This window comes from Mesorhizobium sanjuanii, assembly GCF_002529485.1.
Taxonomy (GTDB): domain Bacteria; phylum Pseudomonadota; class Alphaproteobacteria; order Rhizobiales; family Rhizobiaceae; genus Mesorhizobium; species Mesorhizobium sanjuanii.
On the sequence record NZ_NWQG01000110.1, the window covers coordinates 1 to 21,628 of the forward strand.

Sequence of the window (21,628 nt, forward strand, 5' to 3'; positions counted from 1 at the left end):
CCACTGGAACCTCTGCGTTTGCAGCGCGGACCGACCTCGTCATCGGCATTCCGCTGGAACCGCCGCATCTCGATCCGACAGCCGGGGCCGCGGCCGCGATCGACGAAGTGCTTTACGCCAATGTGTTCGAAGGCCTGACCCGCATCGGCCCCAATGGCGAGGTGCTGCCCGATCTCGCCGAAAGCTGGGCCATTTCCGATGACGGCAAGGTCTATACTTTCAAGCTGCACACCGGCGTGAAATTCCATGACGGCACCGACTTCAACGCCGACGACGTGAAGTTCTCGCTGGACCGTGCCCGCGCCGACAACTCGGTCAACGCGCAAAAGGGCCTGTTCGCCGCCATCGACAAGGTCGAGGTGATCGACCCCGCAACAGTCAAGGTCACGCTGAAGAACCCGCAAGGCTCCTTCCTCTACAATATGGGCTGGGGCGACGCGGTGATCGTGGCGCCGGAATCAGCCGACACCAACAAGGAAAAACCCATCGGCACCGGGCCCTTCAAGTTCCAGAGCTGGGCCAAGGGTTCGTCGATCACGCTGGTCAAATCAGACAACTACTGGGGCACGCCCGTAGCGCTCGACAAGGCCGAGTTCCGCATCGTCCCGGATGCCGCCGCTGCCGTGCCGGCACTGCTTTCCGGCGACATCCAGGCCTTCCCTTTCTTCGACCCCGATAGCGTCGCTCAGGTCCAGGGCGACCCCCGCTTTAAGGTGGTGATCGGCGCCACGGAGGGTGAGACCATCCTTGCGATCAACAACAAGAAGCCGCCTTTCGACAAGCTGCAGGTCAGGCAGGCGATTTCCTTTGCACTCGACCGCAAGGCGATCATCGACGGCGCTTCGGCCGGCCTTGGTGTGCCGATCGGCTCGCATATGTCACCCGCCAGCAAGGACTATGTCGACCTCACCGGCCTCTATCCGCACAATGTGGCCAAGGCCAAGGAATTGTTGAAGGAGGCCGGCCTGGAGAATGGCTTCAAGGCGACGCTGAAGCTGCCGCCGCCCTCCTATGCACGGCTTGGCGGCGAGATCATCGCCTCGCAGCTTCGCGATGTCGGTATCGATCTGGAGATCATTCCGGTCGAATGGGCGCAATGGCTGGATCAGGTATTCACCAAGAAGGATTACGACCTGACCATCGTCTCCCACACCGAGCCCAACGACATCGATATCTATTCGCGCAAGGACTATTACTTCAATTACGACAACCCGGCCTTCGACAAGATCATCGCGGAGTTGAACCTCACCTCCGACGAGGCCAAACGCAAGACGCTGCTTGGCGAGGCGCAGAAGATCCTGGCCGACGATGCGGTGGTCGGCTTCCTCTACGAGCTGCCGAAAGTCGGTGTCTGGGACGCCAAGCTGCAAGGTCTGTGGGAAAACGCGCCGATCCAGGCCAACGATCTGACCAAGGTGAAGTGGACGGATTGAGGCCGCTGACAGAAAGGCGAAACTTGCACTCCGTCGCGCCCCCCTCTGTCCTGCCGGACATCTCCCCCTCAAGGGGGGAGATTGGCAGTTTCCCCGCCGGCGCTATCCTTGCAACTCTGGTGGTTAGCGAAAGCAGCGATGAGGGCTCAATCTCCCCCCTTGAGGGGGAGATGTCCGGCAGGACAGAGGGGGGTTGGCGGGAACGCGACCTTCATCCAGGTGCCGTGCCAGGCGGACCTGCGGTCCTCCCCCCATGACCGCCTATCTCCTAAAACGCCTCGCCATCGCCATCGCCACGCTGGTCCTGGCCTCCATGGTGGTTTTCGCCGTGCTGGAGATCATCCCGGGCGACCCGGCGCGGCTGATGCTGGGCATGAATGCCAGCGCCGATCAGGTCGAGCTGCTGCGCAACCAGATGGGCCTCGACGCCCCCCTCGCCTTGCGCTATCTGCACTGGGCAGGCGGCTTGCTGAGCCTCGATTTCGGCCGCTCCTACACCTATTCGGTGCCGGTTATCGACCTTGTCCGCGAGCGCGTCGTCGTGTCCCTGCCACTGGCGCTGATCGCGCTGGCGCTGTCCACCCTTATTGCCATTCCGGTCGGATTGTTTTCGGCCGGCCGGCATGGACGGGCCGGCGACACAGTCGCGATGGGCGCCGCGCAGCTTGGCGTCGCCGTGCCGAACTTCTGGTTCGCGCTGATGCTGATCTATCTCTTTGCCGTCTGGCTGAGACTGGTGCCGGCGGGCGGTTTTCCGGGCTGGGGCGCCGGCGTCTGGCCGGCGCTGAAGGCGCTGGTCTTGCCGGCGATCGCGCTCGCTCTGCCGCAGGCGGCGATCCTCGCCCGCGTCACCCGCTCGGCGCTGATCGAAGTGCTGAACGAAGACTACATCCGTACCGCGCGCGCCAAGGGCCTGCCCTATCGCGCCGTGCTATGGCGCCACGCGCTGCGCAACGCCATGATCCCGGTGCTGACCATTCTGGGCCTGCAATTCGCCTTCCTGCTTGCCGGCACCATCATCATCGAGAACGTCTTTTACCTCCCCGGCCTCGGCCGGCTGGTGTTCCAGGCGATCACCCAGCGCGACCTGATCGTCGTCGAAAGCGTCGTCATGCTGCTGGTCGCCGCCGTTATCGCCGTCAACCTTCTCGTCGATCTCTCCTATGCGGTCGTCGATCCACGCCTGAGAAGCCGGCCATGACGCTGCGCTTCGACGTCCCCGAGGAAAACCTTGCCAGCATTCTGGCCAAGGCGTTTGGGAATCGATCGTTCCTCGCCGGCTTCGTCATCGCCGCGCTGGTGGCGGCGGTCGCGCTCGTCTCGTTCTTATGGACGCCCTACGACGTCACCAGGCTGGTCATCGCCGACAAGACGCAAGCGCCTTCCCTGGCACACTGGTTCGGCACCGACCATTTCGGCCGCGACATCCTGTCGATGATCATGGTCGGCGCCCGCAACTCGATCGCCGTGGCACTTGTAGCGGTCGGCATCGGCATGGGCATCGGCGTGCCGCTCGGCGCCTTTGCCGCGGCGCGCGGCGGCCTCGTCGACGAAGCGCTGATGCGGCTCAACGATCTCGTCTTTGCCTTCCCTGCTCTGCTCTCGGCGATCATGATCACCGCCATCTTCGGGCCGGGTGCGATCAACGCCATCATCGCCATCGGCATCTTCAACATCCCGGTCTTCGCCCGGGTCGCCCGCGCTGGCGCGCTCGCCATCTGGCCGCGCGAATTCATCCTCGCCGCGCGTGCCGCCGGCAAGGGCAAGACACTGATCACGCTGGAACATGTCCTCCCCAACATCGTCACTCTGCTGCTGGTGCAAGGCACCATCCAGTTCGCGCTCGGCATCCTGGCCGAGGCCGGGCTTTCCTATGTCGGGCTGGGCACGCAGCCGCCGATGCCGAGCTGGGGCCGCATGCTGTTCGACGCGCAGACCCGCATGGTGGTGGCGCCGTGGATGGCGATCTTCCCGGGCATGGCGATCGTCATCACCGTGCTCGGCCTCAACCTGCTCGGCGACGGCATCGCCGATATCCTCGATCCACGGTCACGGCGGCGGCGATGAGCCTGCTCGAAATCGAGAGCCTGTCGCTGACCATCGGCGACACGCCGATCCTGAGGAACATCGAGTTGTCCATCGCGCCTGGCGAGGTAATGGGGCTGGTCGGCGAATCCGGCTCGGGCAAGTCGATCACGGCGCTCACCGTGATGCAGCTTCTGCCTTATGCGGCACGCGCCACCGGCCGCGTCGCCTTCGACGGCATCGATATCCTCGCGGCCAGCGAAGACCAGATGTGCGCACTGCGCGGCGACGACATCGGCATGGTGTTCCAGGAGCCGATGACGGCGCTCAACCCGGTCAAGACCATTGGTGAGCAGGTCGCCGAGGGCATTCGCTGGCACACCGGGGCGAGCCGCGCCGACGCCGAGGAACGGGCGCGAAAAATGCTCGACCGGGTCGGCCTGCCCTCAGCGCAATTCCCGCTGTCGCGCTATCCGCACGAACTGTCCGGCGGCCAGCGCCAACGCGTCGTCATCGCCATCGCCTGCGCGCTGAAGCCCAAGCTTTTGATCGCCGACGAGCCGACAACGGCGCTCGACGTTGTGCTGCAGGCGCAGATCCTCGACCTGCTGCGCGATCTGGTCGCGGAAAACCGCATGGGCCTGCTCTTGATCTCCCACGACCTGGCGGTAGTCACCGAGATGGCGGACCGCATCACCATCCTGCGCCATGGTGAGGTGATGGAGGCCGGCGACACCGCCCGCACGCTGTCCGAACAGTTCCATCCCTACACGCGCCAACTGGCGCAGGCCTCGATGCATGTACCCGCCCGGGCCAGGACACACGAGGCCGGCCAAGGCAAGCCTCTGCTCCAGGTAGACAGTGTGACGCGGGACTATCCCGGCCGGCGCACATCGCTGTTCAAACGCACCGCCCCGACCCGTGCTGTCGACAATGTCTCGTTCTCGATGGCCCCGGGCCAGTCCGTGGCGCTGGTCGGGCGTTCCGGCTGCGGCAAGTCCACGCTCGCCCGCATGATCCTGGCCCTGGACGAACCGACATCGGGAACAATCCGGCTTCGCGGGCAAGATATCACCGGCAAGACCGAGACGGAGCTCAAGCCGGCGCGACGCGACATGCAGGTGGTGTTCCAGGATCCTTACGGCTCCTTCGACCCGCGCCAGAAGGTCGAAAGGCTGATCGCCGAACCGCTGCATGTGCTGGAGAAGAAGCCGGACAATGCCGAACGGCGCGAGATGGTGGCAAACGCCTTGCACGAGGTCGGCCTCAGCCCGCGCGACATGGACAAATACCCGCATGAGTTTTCGGGCGGCCAGCGCCAGCGCCTGTCGATCGCCCGCGCCATCATCACCCGCCCGAAACTGGTCGTCGCCGACGAGCCGGTCTCGGCGCTCGACGTCTCGATCCGTGCCCAGATCCTCGACCTCTTCGCCGAGCTCAACCAGAAGCTCGGCATCGCCTATCTGTTCATCACCCACGATCTGATCGTCGCCCGCGCCATATCAGACGAAGTGATGGTTATGCATGACGGTCGGATCGTCGAGCGCGGCAAGACGAGCGAGGTGCTCGACCACCCGCAATCCGAGGCAGCCAAGGCGTTGGTCGCCACGGCTCCCGACCTGCACCGGGCGATCGCGCGGCGGCTGCAAGAACAGGGGTGAGCGGCCGGTTCGCGCCCTTTCATCGTGCCAGTGGCACGATGAAAGGGCGCGAACGCCGGGACGCGGGAGGGTCGATTTATTCTTCCGGCTTCACCACATCGACCGGACTGATGTCGAGCAGGTCGAGCGTACGGCGCAACAAGCGCACCTCGGTCTCGGCCAATTGCGAATCGGCTTTGGCGATTTCCGCCATGTGGCGGGCGAGCAGCTTGCGCCGCTCGATGTCGAGGTCGCGAAACTCAGCGATGGCCTGCGAGCCGTTGGTCTCGTAACCAAACTCGTTGAGATATTCGATGACGCTGTCAATGCTCGATTCCGGAATGCCGAAGGCTTCCCGGCAGATGCGCCTGAAGGCGACCATCTCGCTCTCGCTGACGGTTCCGTCGGCCAGGATCATGCGGAACAGCATCAGCAATTCCGCCGACAGTACAGGGTCGTCCGCGACCTTGCGCACTCCGGGGTCGCCATCGAAGATCGAGCGTATCTGGTCCAGCAAAGCGAATGCCATGGAGTTCCCCTTAGGTTCGTCGCGAATACGTAGCGCGGAATCGGCTTTGTGCAAACGGGTTAACAGGTGCCAATCGCGGTGGAACTGCCGGCGGAACCCATGGCGAGGCTGACTGGTGTATGGTTGCGGGCCTGATAGACTGCGGGTGTACGAATCATGTTGGAGGAGCCACACATGAATCTCAGTGCACCTACTCAGTTGATTTTCATCATTTCCCTTGTCATCGCCATTATCGGCGTTCTCGCCGCTCTTGGCGTTCTTGCGTTCATTCCTTTGGCCGCGGTGTGGATTGTCCTCATCGGCTACATCGTGCTTGCCGCAGGTTGCTTGATGCGCGGCGCCTAGAGCATTTTGCAGCCAAGTGGAACCACTTGGCGTTGCACAAATGCGGCTAAGACAATGGCTGGAGCGGGATCCGCTCCAGCACTAAAATCTCAGGCAACTCGGAGCGCCCGGTCAAAAGCCGGGCGCTTTTGATTCTATGCGACGGTCTGTTAAAGTCGCTGGGCGGAAGGAAAGCCAATGCCCGCCCAGACCGAAGACGGCAACCGCCCCACTGGTCCCGATCTCGGTCGGTTCGAGATGGCGCGGCGTGTGCCAGGCCCTTCGCTTCGGGGCATGGTGAGCGACATCTGCTCCTATCGCGAAACCATGCCCGGCCGTTTCCGCAATGTCGAATACGCCTCGCTGACCGTGCCGCTGGTCATCAGCTTCGCCGAACCCTTCGCCATCGGTCTGGGCAGGAACCCCGGCGACAATGACCGCTTCGCCAGTTTCGCCGCTGGCCTCTATGCTGGTCCGGTGGTGATCGAGTCCTTCGGCGGCGCCTGCTGTGTCCAGATCAATTTTACGCCGCTTGGCGCCCGCCGCTTCTTCGGCCAGCCGATGAGCGAACTGACCGACCGCATGGTCGGTCTTGACGATGTGCTCGGTGTCGAAGGCACCCCCCTGCGTGAAAAGCTCGGCAACGCCGAGGACTGGAGCAGCCGCTTCGACATGGCGGAAGCCTTCGTCGCCGCACGGCTGGCCGAAGCCCGGGAGCCGCCGGCTGAAATCACCTGGGCCTACGACCGGATCGTCGTGTCGGGCGGCCGATTTCGCGTCTCCTCTCTTGCCGGCAGGCTGGGCTGGAGCCGCAAGCATCTCTCGGCAAAATTCTCCGACGCCATCGGCGTCGGCCCCAAGACGTTGTCGCGCATCGTCCGCTTCAACCGGGCCCTCGGTCTTTCGCGGCAGGACAAAGGCGATTGGGCCGACATCGCCGCCGATTGCGGCTACGCCGACCAGTCGCATCTGGTGCGCGAATTCCGCGACCTTGCCGGGCAAACGCCGACGGCGCTCGCGGTCAGGTAACATTTCTTCAAGACGCCGGAGCAGCCTTCCCTCAGATTGGGTCATCCAACAACCCGATTGAAGGAGACCGTCATGCCCACAGCAATCGAAGCGCCCCGGCTCTATCCCACCCTGCGCTACAGGAATGCCGCCAAAATGATCGACTGGCTGGGCGAGGCCTTCGGCTTTGCCGTTCGTGCCCGCTACGGCGAAGGCGACGTCATCCAACACGCCGAACTGACATTCGGCTCCTCGATGATCATGCTAAGCACCGCGCGGGACGACAAATTCGGCCAGATGGTCGGAGCGCCAGGCCAGGGTGGCGGCAAATCAATCTACGTCGCCGTCGCGGACGCCGACGCAGCCTATAAGCGTGCCAAGAACGCCGGCACCGAAATCCTGGAGGAACTTGTCGACCGCGATTATGGCAGCCGCGAATTCATCTGCCGCGATCCCGAGGGCAATGTCTGGTCGTTCGGCACCTACTGGCCGAAGGCCGGCGAGAAGGTCTGAATCAGCGGGCCAACCCAAAAATCGCGTCACAGTCGAGGTGGGTTTCCAGCTCGGCCGCGACCTCGTCCAGCGCCCGTTCGACCTCGGCGCGATAGTCGATACCGCCGCCCTTGACGCCAAGGCTCTCCAGGAGTTTTGCCCGGAAGGCGTCGGCGGAAAACAGCCCGTGCAGGTAAGTGCCTGATACCTTGCCGTCGACGGAAACCGCGCCATCGTTGACGCCATTGATGATTGCGGAGGGCCGCGCCATGTCCGGTCCGGTGGTGCGGCCGAGATGGATTTCGTAGCCTTCGAGCGGCAGGTCGTACTGAACCGAGCGCGCGCTGACATTGCGCACGGTCTTTTCCGGCTCCATCACCGTTTCGATGTCGAGCAGTCCTAGACCTTCCGCCTCGGTGACGCTGCCTTCGATGCCGTCGGGATCGCGCACGATTTTGCCCAGCATCTGGAAGCCGCCGCAGATGCCGACAATATGGCCGCCGCGCTTGCGATGGGCGACAAGGTCGCGATCCCAGCCGTTCTCGCGGAATTTCAGGAGATCGGCGATCGTCGATTTCGAGCCGGGGATGACCACCAGCCCGGCATCCTGCGGCAGCGTCTTTCCCGGCGGCACGAAGACCACCTCGACCTGCGGTTCGGCCTTGAGCGGGTCGAGATCGTCAAAGTTGGCGATGCGGCCGAGCATCGGCACCGCTACCTTCAGCGCCCGTTTCTCGCCGGAGGCCAGCCGTTCGAGCACGACCGAATCCTCCGACGGCAGCCGCGCCGCCGCCTTGAGCCAAGGCACGACGCCGAAGCAGCGCCATCCCGTGAATTTTTCGATCGCCTTGATGCCGTCCTCGAACAGCGAGACATCGCCGCGGAATTTGTTGATGAGATAGCCGGCGATCATGCGCCGGTCCGCCTCCGGCAGGATCAGATGCGTGCCGGCGACCGAGGCGATGACGCCACCGCGATCGATATCGCCAACCAGCACCACCGGCACGTTGGCGCGCGTGGCAAAGCCCATATTGGCAATGTCTCGATCCCTGAGATTGATCTCGGCCGGCGATCCCGCGCCCTCGACGATGACGAGGTCGGCGCCCTCGCCGACCTTCGCCCAGGAGTCCAGCACGGCATCCATCAGCCGGCCCTTCAGCGCCTGGTAGTCACGCGCCCTCGCCTCGCCGAACACCTTGCCCTGCACGACAACTTGCGCGCCGACATCGGTCTGCGGCTTGAGCAGCACCGGGTTCATGTGGACCGAGGGCGCAACGCCACAGGCGATCGCCTGCAGCCATTGCGCCCGGCCGATCTCGCCGCCGCCGGCATTGTTGTCGCCAGGAATGTCGGCGACGGCGGCATTGTTCGACATGTTCTGCGGCTTGAACGGCCGCACCTTCAGGCCTCGTTTCTTCGCCGCACGGCAGAGACCCGCGACCAGCACCGTCTTGCCGACATCGGAGCCCGTACCTTGCAGCATGATCGCCTTGGCCATGGCTCAGCCCCTGCCCTGCGCCACTGTGCCGGGAATGGTCGATTTCTGCGCCAGTGGTCCGCCACGCCAGATGTACAGCGCCAGCAGCGGCTCCTTGGCCGTTCGCATGGCGTGATTGACGTTGGAGGCATGGTGGATCACCTCGCCCGCCTCCCGAACATGAAAGCCGCTGTCGCCCTTGTGCCATTCCGTCCCGCCGGTCAGCGGAATGTAGATCTCCTCGGCGATATGGTGGTGGTCGGGATAGACGATGTCAGGTCCGAGGATCAGCAGGCCGGCCGCGACCTCGTCATTGACGAAGGGACCGCGCGTGCCGAAGACCTCCAGCCAGCCATATCTGGTCAGGAATTCCGCGCCGAAATCGGCCGCGCTGTAGGTCTGGCCCCAGCGTAGCTCATTGCGGTGCGCCGCAAGAAACCGCGCCAGGGGTCGGGCTGTCGGCGGCGCAAGTTCGGCGACGCGATCGAGATAGCCAAGGCAAGGCAGGCCGTGCGGCTCGAGCGGACGAGCGGGCATATCCCAGCCGATCCCGGCCACCGCATCGCGCACCAGCGCCTGCTCGAACGTTTCGAGATAGGTTCGGAAATGCTCAAGCAGTTCTTTTGAATTCGTCGACACATCACGCTCCGGACAAGCATTCGCGCACAGCCGTTCCGCGAAGCGTCGGGTTGCGCGGCGGCATCATTGGTCTAGATTGGTGCGCGCGCAAAGCCAAAAACAACAGGCCAGCAAGCCAACCCAGGGAGCACGCCATGGACGCCGCGGTCGATGCGAGCACCAGCCAGTTCGAACTCAACGAGGACCAGCGCGCCATCCAGGAGATGGCTGCGGCTTTCGCAGCCGACCGTGTCGCGCCCAATGCGCTCGACTGGGACCGCAACAAGCATTTCCCGGCGGATGTGATCCGCGAGACCGGCCCGCTCGGCTTCGGCGGCATCTATGTCAGGGACGATGTCGGCGGCTCGGCGCTCGGCCGGCTGGACGCGGTGCTGATCTTCGAAGCGCTTTCTCGCGCCGATCCCGCCTTTTCCTCCTTCATCTCGATCCACAACATGGTGGCCTCGATGATCGACCGCTTCGGCAGCGAGGAACAGCGCCAGCGCTTCCTGCCGAAGCTGACCTCGATGGAATGGCTGGCGAGCTATTGCCTGACCGAACCGGGCTCGGGATCGGACGCCGCGGCGCTGAAAACACGCGCGGTGAAGAGCGGCAGCGACTATGTGCTGAACGGCGCCAAGCAGTTCATCTCCGGCGCCGGCGATAGCGATCTCTATGTCGTCATGGCGCGCACTGGCGCCGACGGGCCGAAGGGCATTTCCACCTTCGTCGTGCCGAAGGATGCGCCCGGCCTCTCCTTCGGCGCCAACGAGCACAAGATGGGCTGGCACATGCAGTCGACCCGGCAGGTCATCTTCGAGGACTGCAAGGTGCCAGTGCAGAATCTGCTCTCGACCGAAGGCGCCGGGTTTGCCATAGCCATGGCCGGGCTCGACGGCGGCCGCCTCAACATCGCCGCCTGTTCGCTGGGCGGCGCCCAATCGGCACTCGACAAGGCGCTTTCCTACACGGCCGAGCGCAAGGCTTTCGGCTCCAAGATCAACCAGTTCCAGGCGCTGCAGTTCAAGCTCGCCGACATGGAGACCGAGTTGCAGGCCGCGCGCATCTTCCTCTATGCAGCGGCCGCAAAACTCGACCGCAAGGCGCCGGACTCCGGGAAATGGTCGGCGATGGCCAAGCGCTTTGTCACCGACATCGGCTTCAATGTCGCCAACGACGCGCTGCAACTGCATGGCGGCTACGGCTATCTGCACGATTACGGCATCGAGAAGCTGGTGCGGGATCTGCGCGTCCACCAGATCCTCGAAGGCACCAACGAGATCATGCGCGTCATCATCGCCCGCGCGCTGATCGGCCGATAGTGAATTTAGTGAGTAGTGAATGGTGATAATCAACCATATCGGCCATACCGCTAGCTACTTACTACTCAACCGCACGGAGCGCCATTATGACCACCATCGCCTTCATCGGCCTCGGCAACATGGGCAATCCGATGGCCGCCAATCTGGTCAAGGCGGGACATGCGGTGCATGGTTTCGACCTGATGCCGGAAAATCTGACGGTTGCGCGCAACCATGGCGTCGTCATCATGGCCAATGCCGTCGCGGCGGTGAAGGACGCCGATGTGGTCATCACCATGCTGCCGGCCGGCAAGCATGTGCTCTCGGTCTACGAGGACATCGCGCCCAAGGCGAAGAAGGGCGCGCTGTTCATCGATTCCTCGACCATCGATGTCGAGTCGGCGCGAAAGGCCCATGCCATCGCCGGCAAGCACGGCCTGCTCTCGATCGACGCGCCGGTTTCCGGCGGCACAGTAGGCGCCACCGCCGGCACGCTGACATTCATGGCCGGTGGCTCGAAGGATGCCTTTGCCAAAGCCGATCCGATCCTCAAGTCGATGGCCGGCCGCATCGTCCATTGCGGCGACGGTGGCGCCGGACAGGCGGCGAAGATCTGCAACAACATGATCCTCGGCATTTCGATGATCGGCGTCGCCGAAGCCTTCGTGCTGGCGGAAAAGCTGGGCCTGTCGAATCAGGCGCTGTTCGACGTCGCCTCGACCTCGTCGGGCCAGTGCTGGTCGCTGACCACCTATTGCCCGGTGCCCGGCCCGGTGCCGACATCGCCCGCCAACAACGGCTACAGGCCGGGATTTGCGGCCGCCCTTATGCTGAAAGACCTGAAACTGTCGCAGGAGGCAGCGCAAAGCACCGGCGCGGTGACGCCGCTTGGCGCTGAAGCCGCACAACTCTACGCGTTGTTCAATGCACAAGGGCATGCCGGCGCGGATTTTTCCGGCATTGTAAATTTCCTCCGTGGTGCCCCTGCGTAAACTCCTGGCTTCACAAGGCTTTTTGGATTTTCTGGCCGGCAAGGGTCGCAAGTTTAGATTTGCTTAAGCTCTCGCTAACCCGGTGGTAACGATGTGCCTGTAAAACGGAATGCGAGGCGGATATCCGCCCGGCGCTCCGGATCAGGTCTCGCGTACCGGAGCCCGTAAGTTTCGCAAGTCCATTCGTAGCGAAACGCCATGCGTATCTGGCAAAGCCGCGTTCCCGATGGAGCGCGGTTTTTGCGTTTCGGCAGCATATATGGCGCTGCCCTATCTATATGCCGATCGCGGCGTCCGGAATTGGCACGTGGTCTTCATTGGTCAGCACGATGGGCGCATCGACCCCATCCACCCTGACGACGAGCAAGCGCGTGCTCCATGTGCCGGCGTTGCGGACCAGGTGGGAAAACGCGGTGCCCTTGCCCTTGGCGCCATGAACCGGAATGCTGAACTGGGCGTCGCCTGCTCCATTCGCATTGACGTTAAGGTGGCCGCCGATCCAGAAATTGTCGGTCACGTCGTCGCCGATCGCATCTTTCACACGACCGTCGGCGCGGATGGCATCCATTGTCATGCGGTAGGCGTCGCTGCTTTTCAGGACGTAAGGAATGCTACCGACCATCGTCGCACAGCCGCCGATCCCGACCACCCAGACGACAAGCCCGGCGATTGCCCAGTTGCGCTGCGTCTTGCGGAACTGCTCGGCGTCGCGCCACGTCCGGTTCTGCCAAGCCCAGCGGCTGCCACGCGCGCCGAGTACGAAGATCATGATGATGTTGACGAACGGTATCAGCGCCAGCAGGGCGACGAAGGTACTGTTGCCGATGCCCCAGATCCAATTGAGAAAAAACGCCCCCCAGTTCCAGCGGTCGAGTTCAGCCGGAATTTCGGCAGGCTCGTTAAGCGGTTCTCCAGCCATATTGTTCCCCGTCGGCAAATCTGCTCCAGCGGGTTCTAGCCCATGCCCCCGAAAATCGTAAATCGGTTTTCGCTTCGCCGTTGAGCTTGATCAGCTTTTGGAGGACAACCGGCGAAAATTGGCCTTTACCGCACGGCTGGCCGGCTTCAGCGCGGCGCTAATCGACCGCTCCGCCGCGATACCATTGAACAGCGATGGCGCGCGGCCGGAGAAAACCTCCGGCCAGAAGCGCGATGCCGACTGCAGCAAGGCCAATTGCGCCGCAAACGCACCCTCGGCCATGGCGATGGTCTTCTCATTCAGGGCTCGAATCGTCTCGGCGCCTCGGCCATTTTGCGCGTCCGCTACCATCAGTGGCAGCCGCATCATCGCCACCAACGGTGCCAGCATCAGTCCGTGACCTATGGCGGCCGCATTCAGCGCCCGTCGACTCTTGCCGGTCTTTTTCATCGAGATCCTAACCCCAAATGCAGCCGGTATGGCCGGCCCCCAAACATTACGTTCGACGAGGGCTTTTCGTTCCCTGGCATGAAGTGGAAGCTGCATGTGAGGCCGGGCGCCCTCATCGCGGAGCGCCCGATACTCGTTTGTCTATCGCTTGCGCAGATCCGCTTGCGCCAGATCCAGCGCCTTTGCGATGCGCTCGCAGGCCATGTCGATCGTCTCGCGCGTCCAGATCAGCGGCGGCGACAGGATCATCGTGTCGCCGGTGGCACGCAGCATCATGCCCTGGGCGATCGCATGGTCGCGAACGGTTACCGCAGCGCTGCCCGCGGGAAGGAAGCGCTCCTTGGTCGCCTTGTCCCTGACGATCTCGATCGCACCCATCAGCCCGATCGAACGCACCTCGCCGACCAGATCATGCCCGGCAATGCGCTCCTGCAGCGCCTTGGCGAAATAGGGGCCGGTGTCGTTCCGGACGCGATCGACCAGGCCTTCCCGTTCCATGATCTCAAGGTTCTTCAGCGCCACGGCGCAGGCCACGGGGTGACCCGAATAGGTGTAGCCGTGATAGAACTCGCCGCCCTTCTCCACCAGGGTCGCCGCGATGCGGTCGCCGACCAGCAGCGCCGACAGCGGCTGGTAGCCTGAGGTCAGCGCCTTGGCGGTGGTGATCGTGTCGGCCTCGATGCCGAAGGTCTGCGCCGCGAACCATTCGCCGGTGCGGCCATAGCCGGTGATGACTTCGTCCAGCATCAGCAGCACATCGTATTTGCGGCAGATGCGCTGCACTTCCGGCCAATAACTCATCGGCGGGATCTTCACCCCGCCCGCCCCCATCACCGGCTCGCCAATAAAGGCGGCGACCTTGTCGGCGCCGGATTCGAGGATGGCGTCCTCGACGGCTTTGGCGGCGCGCAGGCCGAAATCATGGTCGCTTTCGCCGGGCAGCGCCAACTCATAGGCATAAGGCATCATCACATGGACGATGTTGGGAACCGCGCCGCCAAGCTGCTTGTGCATCAGGTCCATGCCGCCAAGCGAGGTGCCGGCAATCGTCGAGCCGTGATAGCCCATCTTGCGCGCGATGATGCGGTTCTTCTGCGGCCTGCCTTCCAGCGCCCAGTAATGGCGCACGAGCCTTAGCGCCGTGTCATTGGCCTCCGAACCAGAGGAGCCATAGATGACCTGGCTGACGCCCTTGGGCGCCAGTTCCGCCAGCTTCTTGGAGAGCAGCACCGGCGTCGGCGTCGAGCATTTGAAGAAGGAATTGTAGTAGGGCAGCTCCTTCATCTGGGCATAGGCGGCATCGGCCAGCTCGTCGCGGCCGTAGCCGACATTGACGCACCACAGCCCGGCCATGCCGTCGAGGATTTCCGTCCCGTCGGCATCGTAGATGAACGGTCCCTTGGCGTGGGTGATGATGCGCGAGCCGGCCTCGCGCAATTCCTTGTGGTCGGTGAACGGATGCAGATGATGCGCGGCGTCGATCTGCTGAAGCTGCTTCAGCGAATAATTCTGGTAAGTCATCTCAGGTCATTCCTCTTTGAATCAATCCGGCAAGGCCGGGGCGGATTCTTCAGAGGCAGCCAGGCGGCGAATAGCCGATGCGGGCGCACAGACGGAGCAGTTCGGCACGAAGCGTGCGCGGTGACGGCGTCACCGCGACCCCGAAGGCGCCAGATGTCTTCGTACGAGCCATGCGCGCACCTTAGGCTGGCTGAGGCCCGGGATTCAAGCCGTTCCGCTTAGTGCCCTTTGCAGGAAGACATACTTCATCGCGGCCTGGGCGGCTTGCGGCCGGCGATCGCCGCGCCCGCCATGGCCACCCTCGGTCTCCTCGAAGAACAACGTCTTGCCGTGGCCGGCGGCCTGCAGCCGCGCCGCCATCTTGCGCGCATGGCCGGGATGCACGCGATCATCGGCGGTCGATGTCGTCAGCAGCACCGGCGGATAGGCGGCATCGGCCGAGACATGCTGATAGGGCGAATAGGCGGCGAGCCATGCCGCTTCGTCCGGTTTCTCCGGATCGCCATACTCGGCCGTCCAGGAGGCGCCGGGCGGCAATTCTGTGTAGCGCAGCATGTCGAGCAACGGCACCTCGATGATCACGGCCCCGAACAGCTCGGGATGCTGCGTCAGCGAAACGCCCGTCAGCAGGCCTCCATTCGAACCGCCCTGGATGCCGAGCGTGGCCGGCGTGGCGATGCCGCGTTTCACCACATCCTGCGCGACTGCGGCGAAGTCGTCGAAGGCGTTCTGCCGGTTGGCCTTGAGCGCCGCCTGGTGCCAGTTCGGGCCGAACTCGCCGCCGCCCCGGATATTGGCCTGGACATAGGCATTGCCCTTCTCCAGCCACAGCCTGCCGCGCACGCCGGCATAGCCCGGCAACAGCGGCACTTCGAAGCCGCCATAGCCGTAAAGCAGCGTCGGCACCGGCCCATCCTGATCGCGTCGCCTGACGACGAAGTAAGGGATCATGGTGCCGTCCTTCGAGCGCGCCTCGAACTGTTCCGAGATGAAGGGCGAAGCGTCGAAACGCGCCGGCTGGGATTTCACCGTGGCAAGCGTCGCGCCATCGTCGTCCGACCAGACGATCGAGCTCGGCGTCAGGAAGTCGGTGAAGGAGAAAGAGACACTGGCGCCGAAATGCTCGGCGTGGGCGATGCCGACATTGCCATTCTCCGGCAGCGCCACAGGCTTCAACGACCAGGCGCGGTTGTTGCGTTCGCAGACGACAACCTTGCCGCGCACATTGTCCATCAGGCTGATGAACAACCTGTCCTGCGTGCGGGCAATGCCGGCGATCGAAACGCGATGCGCCGGCTCGAGCAAGGTTTCCACCGGGCCCAAGGCGCCGGTTTCGACCCAGCGCGCCAGATCCAGCGAATAGAGGCCGTCCGGTTTGCACACTAAGCCGTCGGGCGTCGTCCACGGGCTGCGCACGCCGAAGACAAGCCGGTCGCGAAAGATCGCGCTGTCGGTCATGTCGTCGGGCAAGGGCAGGCGTCTGTTCTCGCCGGAAGGCAATCGCAGGAAGATGTGCGAGGCGAAGAAATTCAGCGTCCGGGCCAGGATCAGATAGCGTCTGTCGCCATCGAACTCGAGAGCAGCCCCCGCGGCGAGGTCCTCTTTTTCGACTTCGAAGATCGGCGTCGCGTCTTCCAGCGCGGTGCCGCGCTTCCAGAGCTTGACCACGCGGGGATAGCCGGACTGCGTCTTGTCCGCCTCCTCGAAGGCAGCCGAGACGATGACCGTGTCCTTGTCCAGCCAGGAAAAACCCGATTTAGAGGCGGGAGCCCGAAAGCCATTCTCGACAAACGACCTGGTCTCGATGTCGAATTCGCGCATCTCGCTGGCGTCGCCGCCGTCGGGCGACATAGAAAGCAGACAGCGGTTGAAGTCAGGGTAAAGCCGGCTGGCGCCGCCGAACACCCATTTCACACTCTCTTTCGCCGACAGCGCGTCGAAGTCGATGATTGTCTCCCACTCCGGCTTCTCGGTCTTGTAGGACGCGACCGTCGTGCGCCGCCAGAGGCCAAGAACATTGGTCTTGTCCTGCCAGAAATTATAGACATGACCGTTGATCGCGGCGCCGACGGCGATATTGTCCTCGGCCGTCATCAGGTCCAGCGCGGTCTGGAACGTTGCCCGGTAGGACGGATCGCCCTGCAATTCTCCGACGGTTATTTCATTCTGGCGATGCACCCAGTCGAGCGCTTGCTTGCTGGTTCGATCTTCCAGCCAGAGAAAGGGGTCGGCGGCGGCCGAATTCGACTGCGCCTGTTTGATCGTCTTGGTCATATGATCTCCGAATACGTGATCTTGCGTCGCCAACATCGACATGCCGGCACTGATATTCAAGACGACGCGCCGTTTTTCGCGCTTACACGATCCGCTGCCGCAAGACGGTCGTGACCGCCAGCGCCAGGCAGATGGCGCCCAGCGTGATCGGCAGGCCGGACGCGCCGATGACGTCCATGACGCCGCCGGTGAGCGGCGGGACGAGAATGCCACCGACGCCCCACATCAGCGAGAAGGCGGCGTTGCCGGCGACCAGCGCCGAGCCGGTGAAGCGTTCGCCAAGCTCGATGATCGACATCGTATAGATGCCGTAGGAAACCGCGCCCCAGATGAAGACGCTTGGCCAGATCAGCGGCGTGTCGATGAGCAGCGGCAGCAACGCGCATCCGAGCACGGTGAGCGACACGCAGACGAAGCGCACCAGGCGCGCCGTCAGCCGTTCCGCCAGCAGGCCGAGCGGCACCTGCATGGCGATGTTGCCGGCGATCATCACCGACAGCAGCGCCGACATGCGGGTCTCGGTGATGCCATAATGCGTTCCATAGACAGGCAGCAGCGCCAGTACCGCCTGCTCAAAGCCGGCGGCGACGACGACCGCCGACAACAGCAGCCAGGCCATCGGCATGAACCCCATGACAGAAACCCGGTGCCCGGCCTGGTCGACCCTCGGCAATCGGGGCAGCACCAGGGCAAGGCAGGCACCGCAGAAGACGAATGCGGCGACGCCGACGAGGAAGGGCGGCCACCCCTCGGTGCCGACAGCGAGCAGGCACAGCGGACCTGCGGCGAAACCGGCGGAAATGATCGTAGAATAGACCCCCATGACGCGACCACGCCGCGACGGCGGTGCGAGTGCAATCACCCAGATCTCGCTCAAGACATAGAGCGGGTTGGTCACCACGCCGATCAGGAAGCGCAGCGGGAACCACAGATAGACGTTCTGCGTCCAGCCGATCAGCGCCAGCACGATCGCCGAAAGCGCCGCGCAGGTGAGCGCCGTGCGCCCTGCCCCGAACCGGCGTGCCAAAGCCGGGATCAGCGGCGACGAAACGATGAAGCCGATCGGCGTCATCGCCGCTGACAGCCCGATCATGGCCGGCGAAACACCCTGCCGCTGCAGGATGAAGCTCAGCAGCGGATAGGAGAGCCCTTGTGCGATTGCGAACACCGAGACGGTCGCGATCACGCCGGTGATCGCTGCCCACTGCATTGCCTCGTTGTCAGTTTCCGCCAGATCCATCATCCGCACCTAATAAGGGTTTCAGGACTAGCGGCTCAGTCCGGTGGGGGTAAGCCCCACCCTGGGAAAAACCGCTTGCTCCCGCCAAAGCCTGTCAGGAGTTTTTGCGCTTGGCGGAGCGATAGAGCGCGAACGCGATCAGCAACGCATCGAGCCCGGCAATCACCGCCGGCAACCCAAGCGGACCGATCACCTGCATCAGCGAGCCAGCGCCGGGCGGGCCGACAATGCCGCCGGCGCCCCACATCAGGGCGAAGGCGGCGTTGCCGGCGACAAGCGCGGTCCCCTTGAACCGGCTGCCGAGTTCGACCAGCGCCATCGTATAGACGCCGTAGCCGACCGCACCCATCACCACCAGCACGGGCCAGACGAGCGGCGTCGTGATCACGAGCGGTAGCAACAGCGCGCAAGCGGCCGTCGCCAAAGCGCAAAACACGATCATCGCCCGGCCGCCAAAGCGCTCGGCCATCAGCCCAAGCGGTATCTGCAGCAGGATGTTGCCGGCGGACAACGCCGTCACCAGCGCCGCCAGCCTCGCTTCCGGCAAGCCGTAGCCGGTGCCGAAGACCGGGATCAGCGCATAGGTGCTCTGCTGGACGGCGGCCGCAACCAGGACCGCCAGCAGCAGCGCCGGCGCCAGCCTGGCGAAGCCGACGATGCCGCCCTGGATCTGGCCGTCATCCTCGAAACCGGTGAGTTTGGACGAGACGGCGCGCAGGATCAGCGCACAGAGCGCAAAGCCCGATATCGCCGCAACGAAGGGAGGCCATCCCGATGTGCCGACCGTGATCAGGATCAGCGGCCCCGCCGCGTAGCCGGCGCCCAGCAGCGTATTGAACACGCCCATCACCCGGCCACGACGCGACGGTGGCGCCAGCGACAGCGCCCACACCTCGCCAAGCACATAGAGCGGATTGATGACCACGCCGACGAGGAAGCGGATGATGAACCAGGCAACCCAATCCTGCAGATAGCCGATGCCCAGGAAGCAGAGCGCGCCGGCCAACGAGCAGCCGACGGCGAGATTGCGCGCACCGACGAGCCGCACGGCGGCCGGCACGAATGAAGCCGACAGGATGAGGCCAACCGGCATCATCGCCGCTGAAAGGCCGATCAGCGCCGGCGACATGCCTTGCCGCTGCATCAGCAGCGTGAACAGTGGATAGCTCAGCCCTTGCGCGGCGCCGAACATGGCCAGGGCGGCAGTAACGCCGGCAAGTGCCGCCCACTGCGTTCCCGCCTCGCCATCGCTCGAACTGGTCGCGACCATCCGCCATCCCTGTGAATTGCAGACCATCCGATCGGCAAATCACCCAGCTAGCGGTTCGATTTCGCGAAACAAAGGGCCGGCACACGGAATCCGCTTGCGCCAAAGGAGCGTCGTCGGCGCGGCGCATGGTGCGTTGGATATCCTGCAAGCGGAGGCTACGGAAAATAACGGGCAATCGCTCCCTTCTTGCCGTCGGCGTAGGGCTTCAGCCACTTGTCGTCGATGGAGAGCCCGTCATTGTCAGAAGGTCCTTTTCCGATGGTCCGGCGCCAGGCGCGGAACTTGTAGTGGTCGAACACATCGAGCATGTGTACCGCGTAGGCTGCGGCAAAGGTCTTGTCGCCTTCGACGATCACCAGATTCTCGTCATTCTCGTAGGACGCCTTGTAACCGAGATTGTGGCTGCCGGTGATGACGGTGGCGTTGTCTTCCATCGGATCGATGATCACGATCTTGTCGTGCACGATCGCGTGGCCGACGGTCAGCACCTCTGCCTGGAAGTCGCGCGCAACCGTGGCTCCGGTGAGATTTGCCGCCCTGACGATGGAGACGTTCGGCGCCTCCCAGACCTTTTCGGGAAAGACGAATGGCGTCTTGCCGTCCTTGTTCGATTTGTGGGTGACCGGATCCCTGGTCGGGGCGACGTAGTTGGGCATGGCGGCAGGGTCGCTGATCGCGCCTTGTACGATCAGCTTAGGATCCGCCTGGGCCGCCGCGACGGCCTGGTCGACGATCGAATTTTCCCCAAGCCGCGAAGGATTGAACACCAGGAAGAGCACCGCGCGCTTCGCCGCCTTGATCCTGGCGAAAACGTCCGCGAGGTCGACCGGCCGCACCGAGATATCCTTCTTGTTGCGGTCGGGATCGTTCGGCGAAAACCATACCGTCATGCCGTCCAGGTTTGCCGAGGCGCCGTTCATCGGGTTTGGCATGTGGTTTTCCCTGCGAAACGGCACGCCTTGCGTCTGCGCGACCCGACCGGCCGCGCTTTCACTGGCCGGCGGCGGGAACACGTCGGCCTTCATGCGTTCCCAATAGGCGTCGAACACCTTGGCCATCGCAGGGTCGTCACGGATGAAGGCGTTGTTGGTCTGCCCGCAAATGCCGGTCGAGGTCCAGTTGGTGCTGCCGGTCATGACCGCCTGCGCATTGCCGTGCGCATCGCGGTAGACGGCAAATTTGTTGTGGCCGATATGGTTGTTGTTGAATAGACGATCCGTCAACGTGACGCCGGCGTCGCGCAGCCGCCTTCTGAAAGGTGCGTTGCCGGCATCCCAGGCCTTGGTCTGGGTATCCCTGCCCGAATTCGAGAGGATGACGTCGACGACATCCTTGGCGTCGATGATCGCGTCGCAGAGCTCGTCGTCGCCAAGTTCATAAAGCGCAAGCCTGACAGTGCCGCCCTCGGCCTTGGCCCGTTTCATCAGGCTGGTGAGCACATCCGGCACGTCGCCATGCAGATAGGCGCGGATCTCGCTGCCGGGACGCTCGAGTTCGGCCCTGATCTTGTCGCGCTGCCCGACCTTGATGCCGGCATCCCCCAGGGCGCGCGACATCCATTGCGTCGACAGCACGCCATTGGTGAAGGCGACGCGCGCCTTGCCGAACATCTGCCCGAGAAAGATCGGCGGGCTAACGGCGCCCTGGCCGAGATAGCCAAGCGGCCGCGCCGGTCCGGTATAGGCGGGTTTACCGTCGACGACCTGATCCGGGCGCACCGGCACTGGGTCGAGGCCCGGCTTCATGTCGCCGACCGGGCGCACACGGTAGGCGATCATCTCGCCTTGCGGCCTGACGCCGAGGCTGTCGCGGCGGCGGCGCACGGTGAGGTCGCGCCAGAATGTCTTTTGCACCGGCCATACGCCGGTGTCCTGCGGGATCCACCTCGGATTGCGCTGGCCCTTGAACGGCACCCACGACGCCAGGCATCGCTCCTCGTCGGTGTCGGGATAGAGGCGCACGATCTCGAAGCCGAGACAGCCCGGGATCATCCCGTCAAGATCCCATGCCAGGAACGCAACTTCGTTGTTTGTGGCAGCACGCACTTTGATGACGTCCGGCAATTGCGGTCCCCCTCGAAGTTGCTCAACAAGGAAGTATGCCAGAAGCAAAAGA

20 protein-coding genes are annotated in these 21,628 nt (G+C 63.8%); 9 read left to right on the plus strand and 11 right to left on the minus strand.

What is annotated here, in order from left to right:
- From CN311_RS17715 to CN311_RS17735, 4 genes are all read left to right on the plus strand, one after another.
- The coding region (locus CN311_RS17715) for an ABC transporter substrate-binding protein (protein ID WP_133117210.1) at positions 1-1,433 on the plus strand (1,433 nt) is incomplete at its 5' end.
- Positions 1,434-1,686: 253 nt separating this feature from the next.
- Positions 1,687-2,634, plus strand: coding sequence for an ABC transporter permease (locus tag CN311_RS17725; RefSeq protein WP_097575041.1), 948 nt, complete (start codon positions 1,687-1,689; stop codon positions 2,632-2,634).
- A complete protein-coding gene (locus CN311_RS17730; RefSeq protein WP_097575042.1) occupies positions 2,631-3,500 on the plus strand; it encodes an ABC transporter permease in 870 nt (289 codons plus the stop codon). The genes CN311_RS17725 and CN311_RS17730 overlap by 4 nt, the downstream gene beginning before the upstream one ends.
- On the plus strand, positions 3,497-5,119 hold the full coding sequence (locus CN311_RS17735) for an ABC transporter ATP-binding protein (protein WP_097575043.1): 1,623 nt from the start codon (positions 3,497-3,499) through the stop codon (positions 5,117-5,119). Before CN311_RS17730 ends, CN311_RS17735 begins: the two co-directional genes overlap by 4 nt.
- A gap of 76 nt (positions 5,120-5,195) precedes the next feature.
- On the opposite strand, the gene CN311_RS17740 is transcribed toward CN311_RS17735, so the two are convergent.
- Positions 5,196-5,627: a TerB family tellurite resistance protein gene (locus tag CN311_RS17740; protein ID WP_097575044.1), complete on the minus strand. Its 432-nt coding sequence runs from the start codon at positions 5,625-5,627 to the stop codon at positions 5,196-5,198.
- 174 nt (positions 5,628-5,801) lie between these two features.
- On the opposite strand from CN311_RS17740, the gene CN311_RS17745 reads away from it, so the two are divergent.
- From CN311_RS17745 to CN311_RS17755, 3 genes are all read left to right on the plus strand, one after another.
- On the plus strand, positions 5,802-5,972 hold the full coding sequence (locus tag CN311_RS17745; RefSeq protein WP_097575061.1) for a hypothetical protein: 171 nt from the start codon (positions 5,802-5,804) through the stop codon (positions 5,970-5,972).
- 177 nt (positions 5,973-6,149) lie between these two features.
- Positions 6,150-6,980, plus strand: coding sequence for a helix-turn-helix domain-containing protein (locus tag CN311_RS17750; RefSeq protein WP_097575045.1), 831 nt, complete (start codon positions 6,150-6,152; stop codon positions 6,978-6,980).
- Between the two features lie 72 nt (positions 6,981-7,052).
- Positions 7,053-7,472: a VOC family protein gene (locus CN311_RS17755; protein ID WP_097575062.1), complete on the plus strand. Its 420-nt coding sequence runs from the start codon at positions 7,053-7,055 to the stop codon at positions 7,470-7,472.
- Between the two features lies 1 nt (position 7,473).
- Here CN311_RS17755 and CN311_RS17760 read toward each other — a convergent pair whose 3' ends face one another.
- Positions 7,474-8,949 (minus strand): cobyric acid synthase, encoded by a 1,476-nt coding sequence (locus CN311_RS17760; protein WP_097575046.1) that lies wholly within the window; start codon positions 8,947-8,949, stop codon positions 7,474-7,476.
- Positions 8,950-8,952: 3 nt separating this feature from the next.
- On the minus strand, positions 8,953-9,567 hold the full coding sequence (locus tag CN311_RS17765; RefSeq protein ID WP_097575047.1) for a dimethylsulfonioproprionate lyase family protein: 615 nt from the start codon (positions 9,565-9,567) through the stop codon (positions 8,953-8,955).
- Between the two features lie 134 nt (positions 9,568-9,701).
- Between CN311_RS17765 and CN311_RS17770 the strand changes: the two genes are divergently transcribed.
- Both CN311_RS17770 and mmsB read left to right on the plus strand, forming a co-directional pair.
- Positions 9,702-10,868 (plus strand): isobutyryl-CoA dehydrogenase, encoded by a 1,167-nt coding sequence (locus CN311_RS17770; RefSeq protein ID WP_097575048.1) that lies wholly within the window; start codon positions 9,702-9,704, stop codon positions 10,866-10,868.
- An 86-nt stretch (positions 10,869-10,954) separates the two neighbouring features.
- Positions 10,955-11,839: a 3-hydroxyisobutyrate dehydrogenase gene (gene mmsB / locus CN311_RS17775; RefSeq protein ID WP_097575049.1), complete on the plus strand. Its 885-nt coding sequence runs from the start codon at positions 10,955-10,957 to the stop codon at positions 11,837-11,839.
- 274 nt (positions 11,840-12,113) lie between these two features.
- On the opposite strand, the gene CN311_RS17785 is transcribed toward mmsB, so the two are convergent.
- The 8 genes from CN311_RS17785 to CN311_RS17820 form a co-directional block, all read right to left on the minus strand.
- Complete coding sequence (locus CN311_RS17785; protein ID WP_097575050.1) at positions 12,114-12,758, minus strand: cytochrome c oxidase assembly factor Coa1 family protein; 645 nt, start codon at positions 12,756-12,758, stop codon at positions 12,114-12,116.
- A 90-nt stretch (positions 12,759-12,848) separates the two neighbouring features.
- Positions 12,849-13,208: a hypothetical protein gene (locus CN311_RS17790; protein WP_097575051.1), complete on the minus strand. Its 360-nt coding sequence runs from the start codon at positions 13,206-13,208 to the stop codon at positions 12,849-12,851.
- A gap of 141 nt (positions 13,209-13,349) precedes the next feature.
- On the minus strand, positions 13,350-14,729 hold the full coding sequence (locus CN311_RS17795; RefSeq protein WP_097575052.1) for an aspartate aminotransferase family protein: 1,380 nt from the start codon (positions 14,727-14,729) through the stop codon (positions 13,350-13,352).
- Positions 14,730-14,778: 49 nt separating this feature from the next.
- Positions 14,779-14,901: a capsid protein gene (locus CN311_RS17800; protein WP_097575053.1), complete on the minus strand. Its 123-nt coding sequence runs from the start codon at positions 14,899-14,901 to the stop codon at positions 14,779-14,781.
- A gap of 32 nt (positions 14,902-14,933) precedes the next feature.
- The gene (locus CN311_RS17805) at positions 14,934-17,003 is read right to left on the minus strand and encodes a prolyl oligopeptidase family serine peptidase (protein ID WP_097575054.1); all 2,070 of its coding nucleotides are present in this window, start codon (positions 17,001-17,003) and stop codon (positions 14,934-14,936) included.
- Positions 17,004-17,085: 82 nt separating this feature from the next.
- Positions 17,086-18,243: an MFS transporter gene (locus CN311_RS17810; RefSeq protein ID WP_097575063.1), complete on the minus strand. Its 1,158-nt coding sequence runs from the start codon at positions 18,241-18,243 to the stop codon at positions 17,086-17,088.
- Between the two features lie 94 nt (positions 18,244-18,337).
- Positions 18,338-19,513, minus strand: coding sequence for an MFS transporter (locus CN311_RS17815; protein WP_097575064.1), 1,176 nt, complete (start codon positions 19,511-19,513; stop codon positions 18,338-18,340).
- A 155-nt stretch (positions 19,514-19,668) separates the two neighbouring features.
- Positions 19,669-21,576, minus strand: coding sequence for a phospholipase D-like domain-containing protein (locus CN311_RS17820; RefSeq protein ID WP_097575055.1), 1,908 nt, complete (start codon positions 21,574-21,576; stop codon positions 19,669-19,671).
- Positions 21,577-21,628 lie beyond the last annotated feature (52 nt).

Excerpts from the sequence above, each read along its gene's own strand:
- mmsB (WP_097575049.1), top strand. The coding sequence starts at position 10,955 with ATGACCACCATCGCCTTCATCGGCCTCGGCAACATGGGCAATCCGATG.
- CN311_RS17730 (WP_097575042.1), top strand. The coding sequence starts at position 2,631 with ATGACGCTGCGCTTCGACGTCCCCGAGGAAAACCTTGCCAGCATTCTG.
- CN311_RS17745 (WP_097575061.1), top strand. The coding sequence starts at position 5,802 with ATGAATCTCAGTGCACCTACTCAGTTGATTTTCATCATTTCCCTTGTC.
- CN311_RS17795 (WP_097575052.1), bottom strand. The coding sequence starts at position 14,729 with ATGACTTACCAGAATTATTCGCTGAAGCAGCTTCAGCAGATCGACGCC.
- CN311_RS17790 (WP_097575051.1), bottom strand. The coding sequence starts at position 13,208 with ATGAAAAAGACCGGCAAGAGTCGACGGGCGCTGAATGCGGCCGCCATA.
- CN311_RS17755 (WP_097575062.1), top strand. The coding sequence starts at position 7,053 with ATGCCCACAGCAATCGAAGCGCCCCGGCTCTATCCCACCCTGCGCTAC.
- CN311_RS17810 (WP_097575063.1), bottom strand. The coding sequence starts at position 18,243 with ATGGATCTGGCGGAAACTGACAACGAGGCAATGCAGTGGGCAGCGATC.
- CN311_RS17750 (WP_097575045.1), top strand. The coding sequence starts at position 6,150 with ATGCCCGCCCAGACCGAAGACGGCAACCGCCCCACTGGTCCCGATCTC.
- CN311_RS17785 (WP_097575050.1), bottom strand. The coding sequence starts at position 12,758 with ATGGCTGGAGAACCGCTTAACGAGCCTGCCGAAATTCCGGCTGAACTC.
- CN311_RS17725 (WP_097575041.1), top strand. The coding sequence starts at position 1,687 with ATGACCGCCTATCTCCTAAAACGCCTCGCCATCGCCATCGCCACGCTG.
- CN311_RS17735 (WP_097575043.1), top strand. The coding sequence starts at position 3,497 with ATGAGCCTGCTCGAAATCGAGAGCCTGTCGCTGACCATCGGCGACACG.
- CN311_RS17815 (WP_097575064.1), bottom strand. The coding sequence starts at position 19,513 with ATGGTCGCGACCAGTTCGAGCGATGGCGAGGCGGGAACGCAGTGGGCG.
- CN311_RS17805 (WP_097575054.1), bottom strand. The coding sequence starts at position 17,003 with ATGACCAAGACGATCAAACAGGCGCAGTCGAATTCGGCCGCCGCCGAC.
- CN311_RS17760 (WP_097575046.1), bottom strand. The coding sequence starts at position 8,949 with ATGGCCAAGGCGATCATGCTGCAAGGTACGGGCTCCGATGTCGGCAAG.
- CN311_RS17740 (WP_097575044.1), bottom strand. The coding sequence starts at position 5,627 with ATGGCATTCGCTTTGCTGGACCAGATACGCTCGATCTTCGATGGCGAC.
- CN311_RS17800 (WP_097575053.1), bottom strand. The coding sequence starts at position 14,901 with ATGGCTCGTACGAAGACATCTGGCGCCTTCGGGGTCGCGGTGACGCCG.
- CN311_RS17770 (WP_097575048.1), top strand. The coding sequence starts at position 9,702 with ATGGACGCCGCGGTCGATGCGAGCACCAGCCAGTTCGAACTCAACGAG.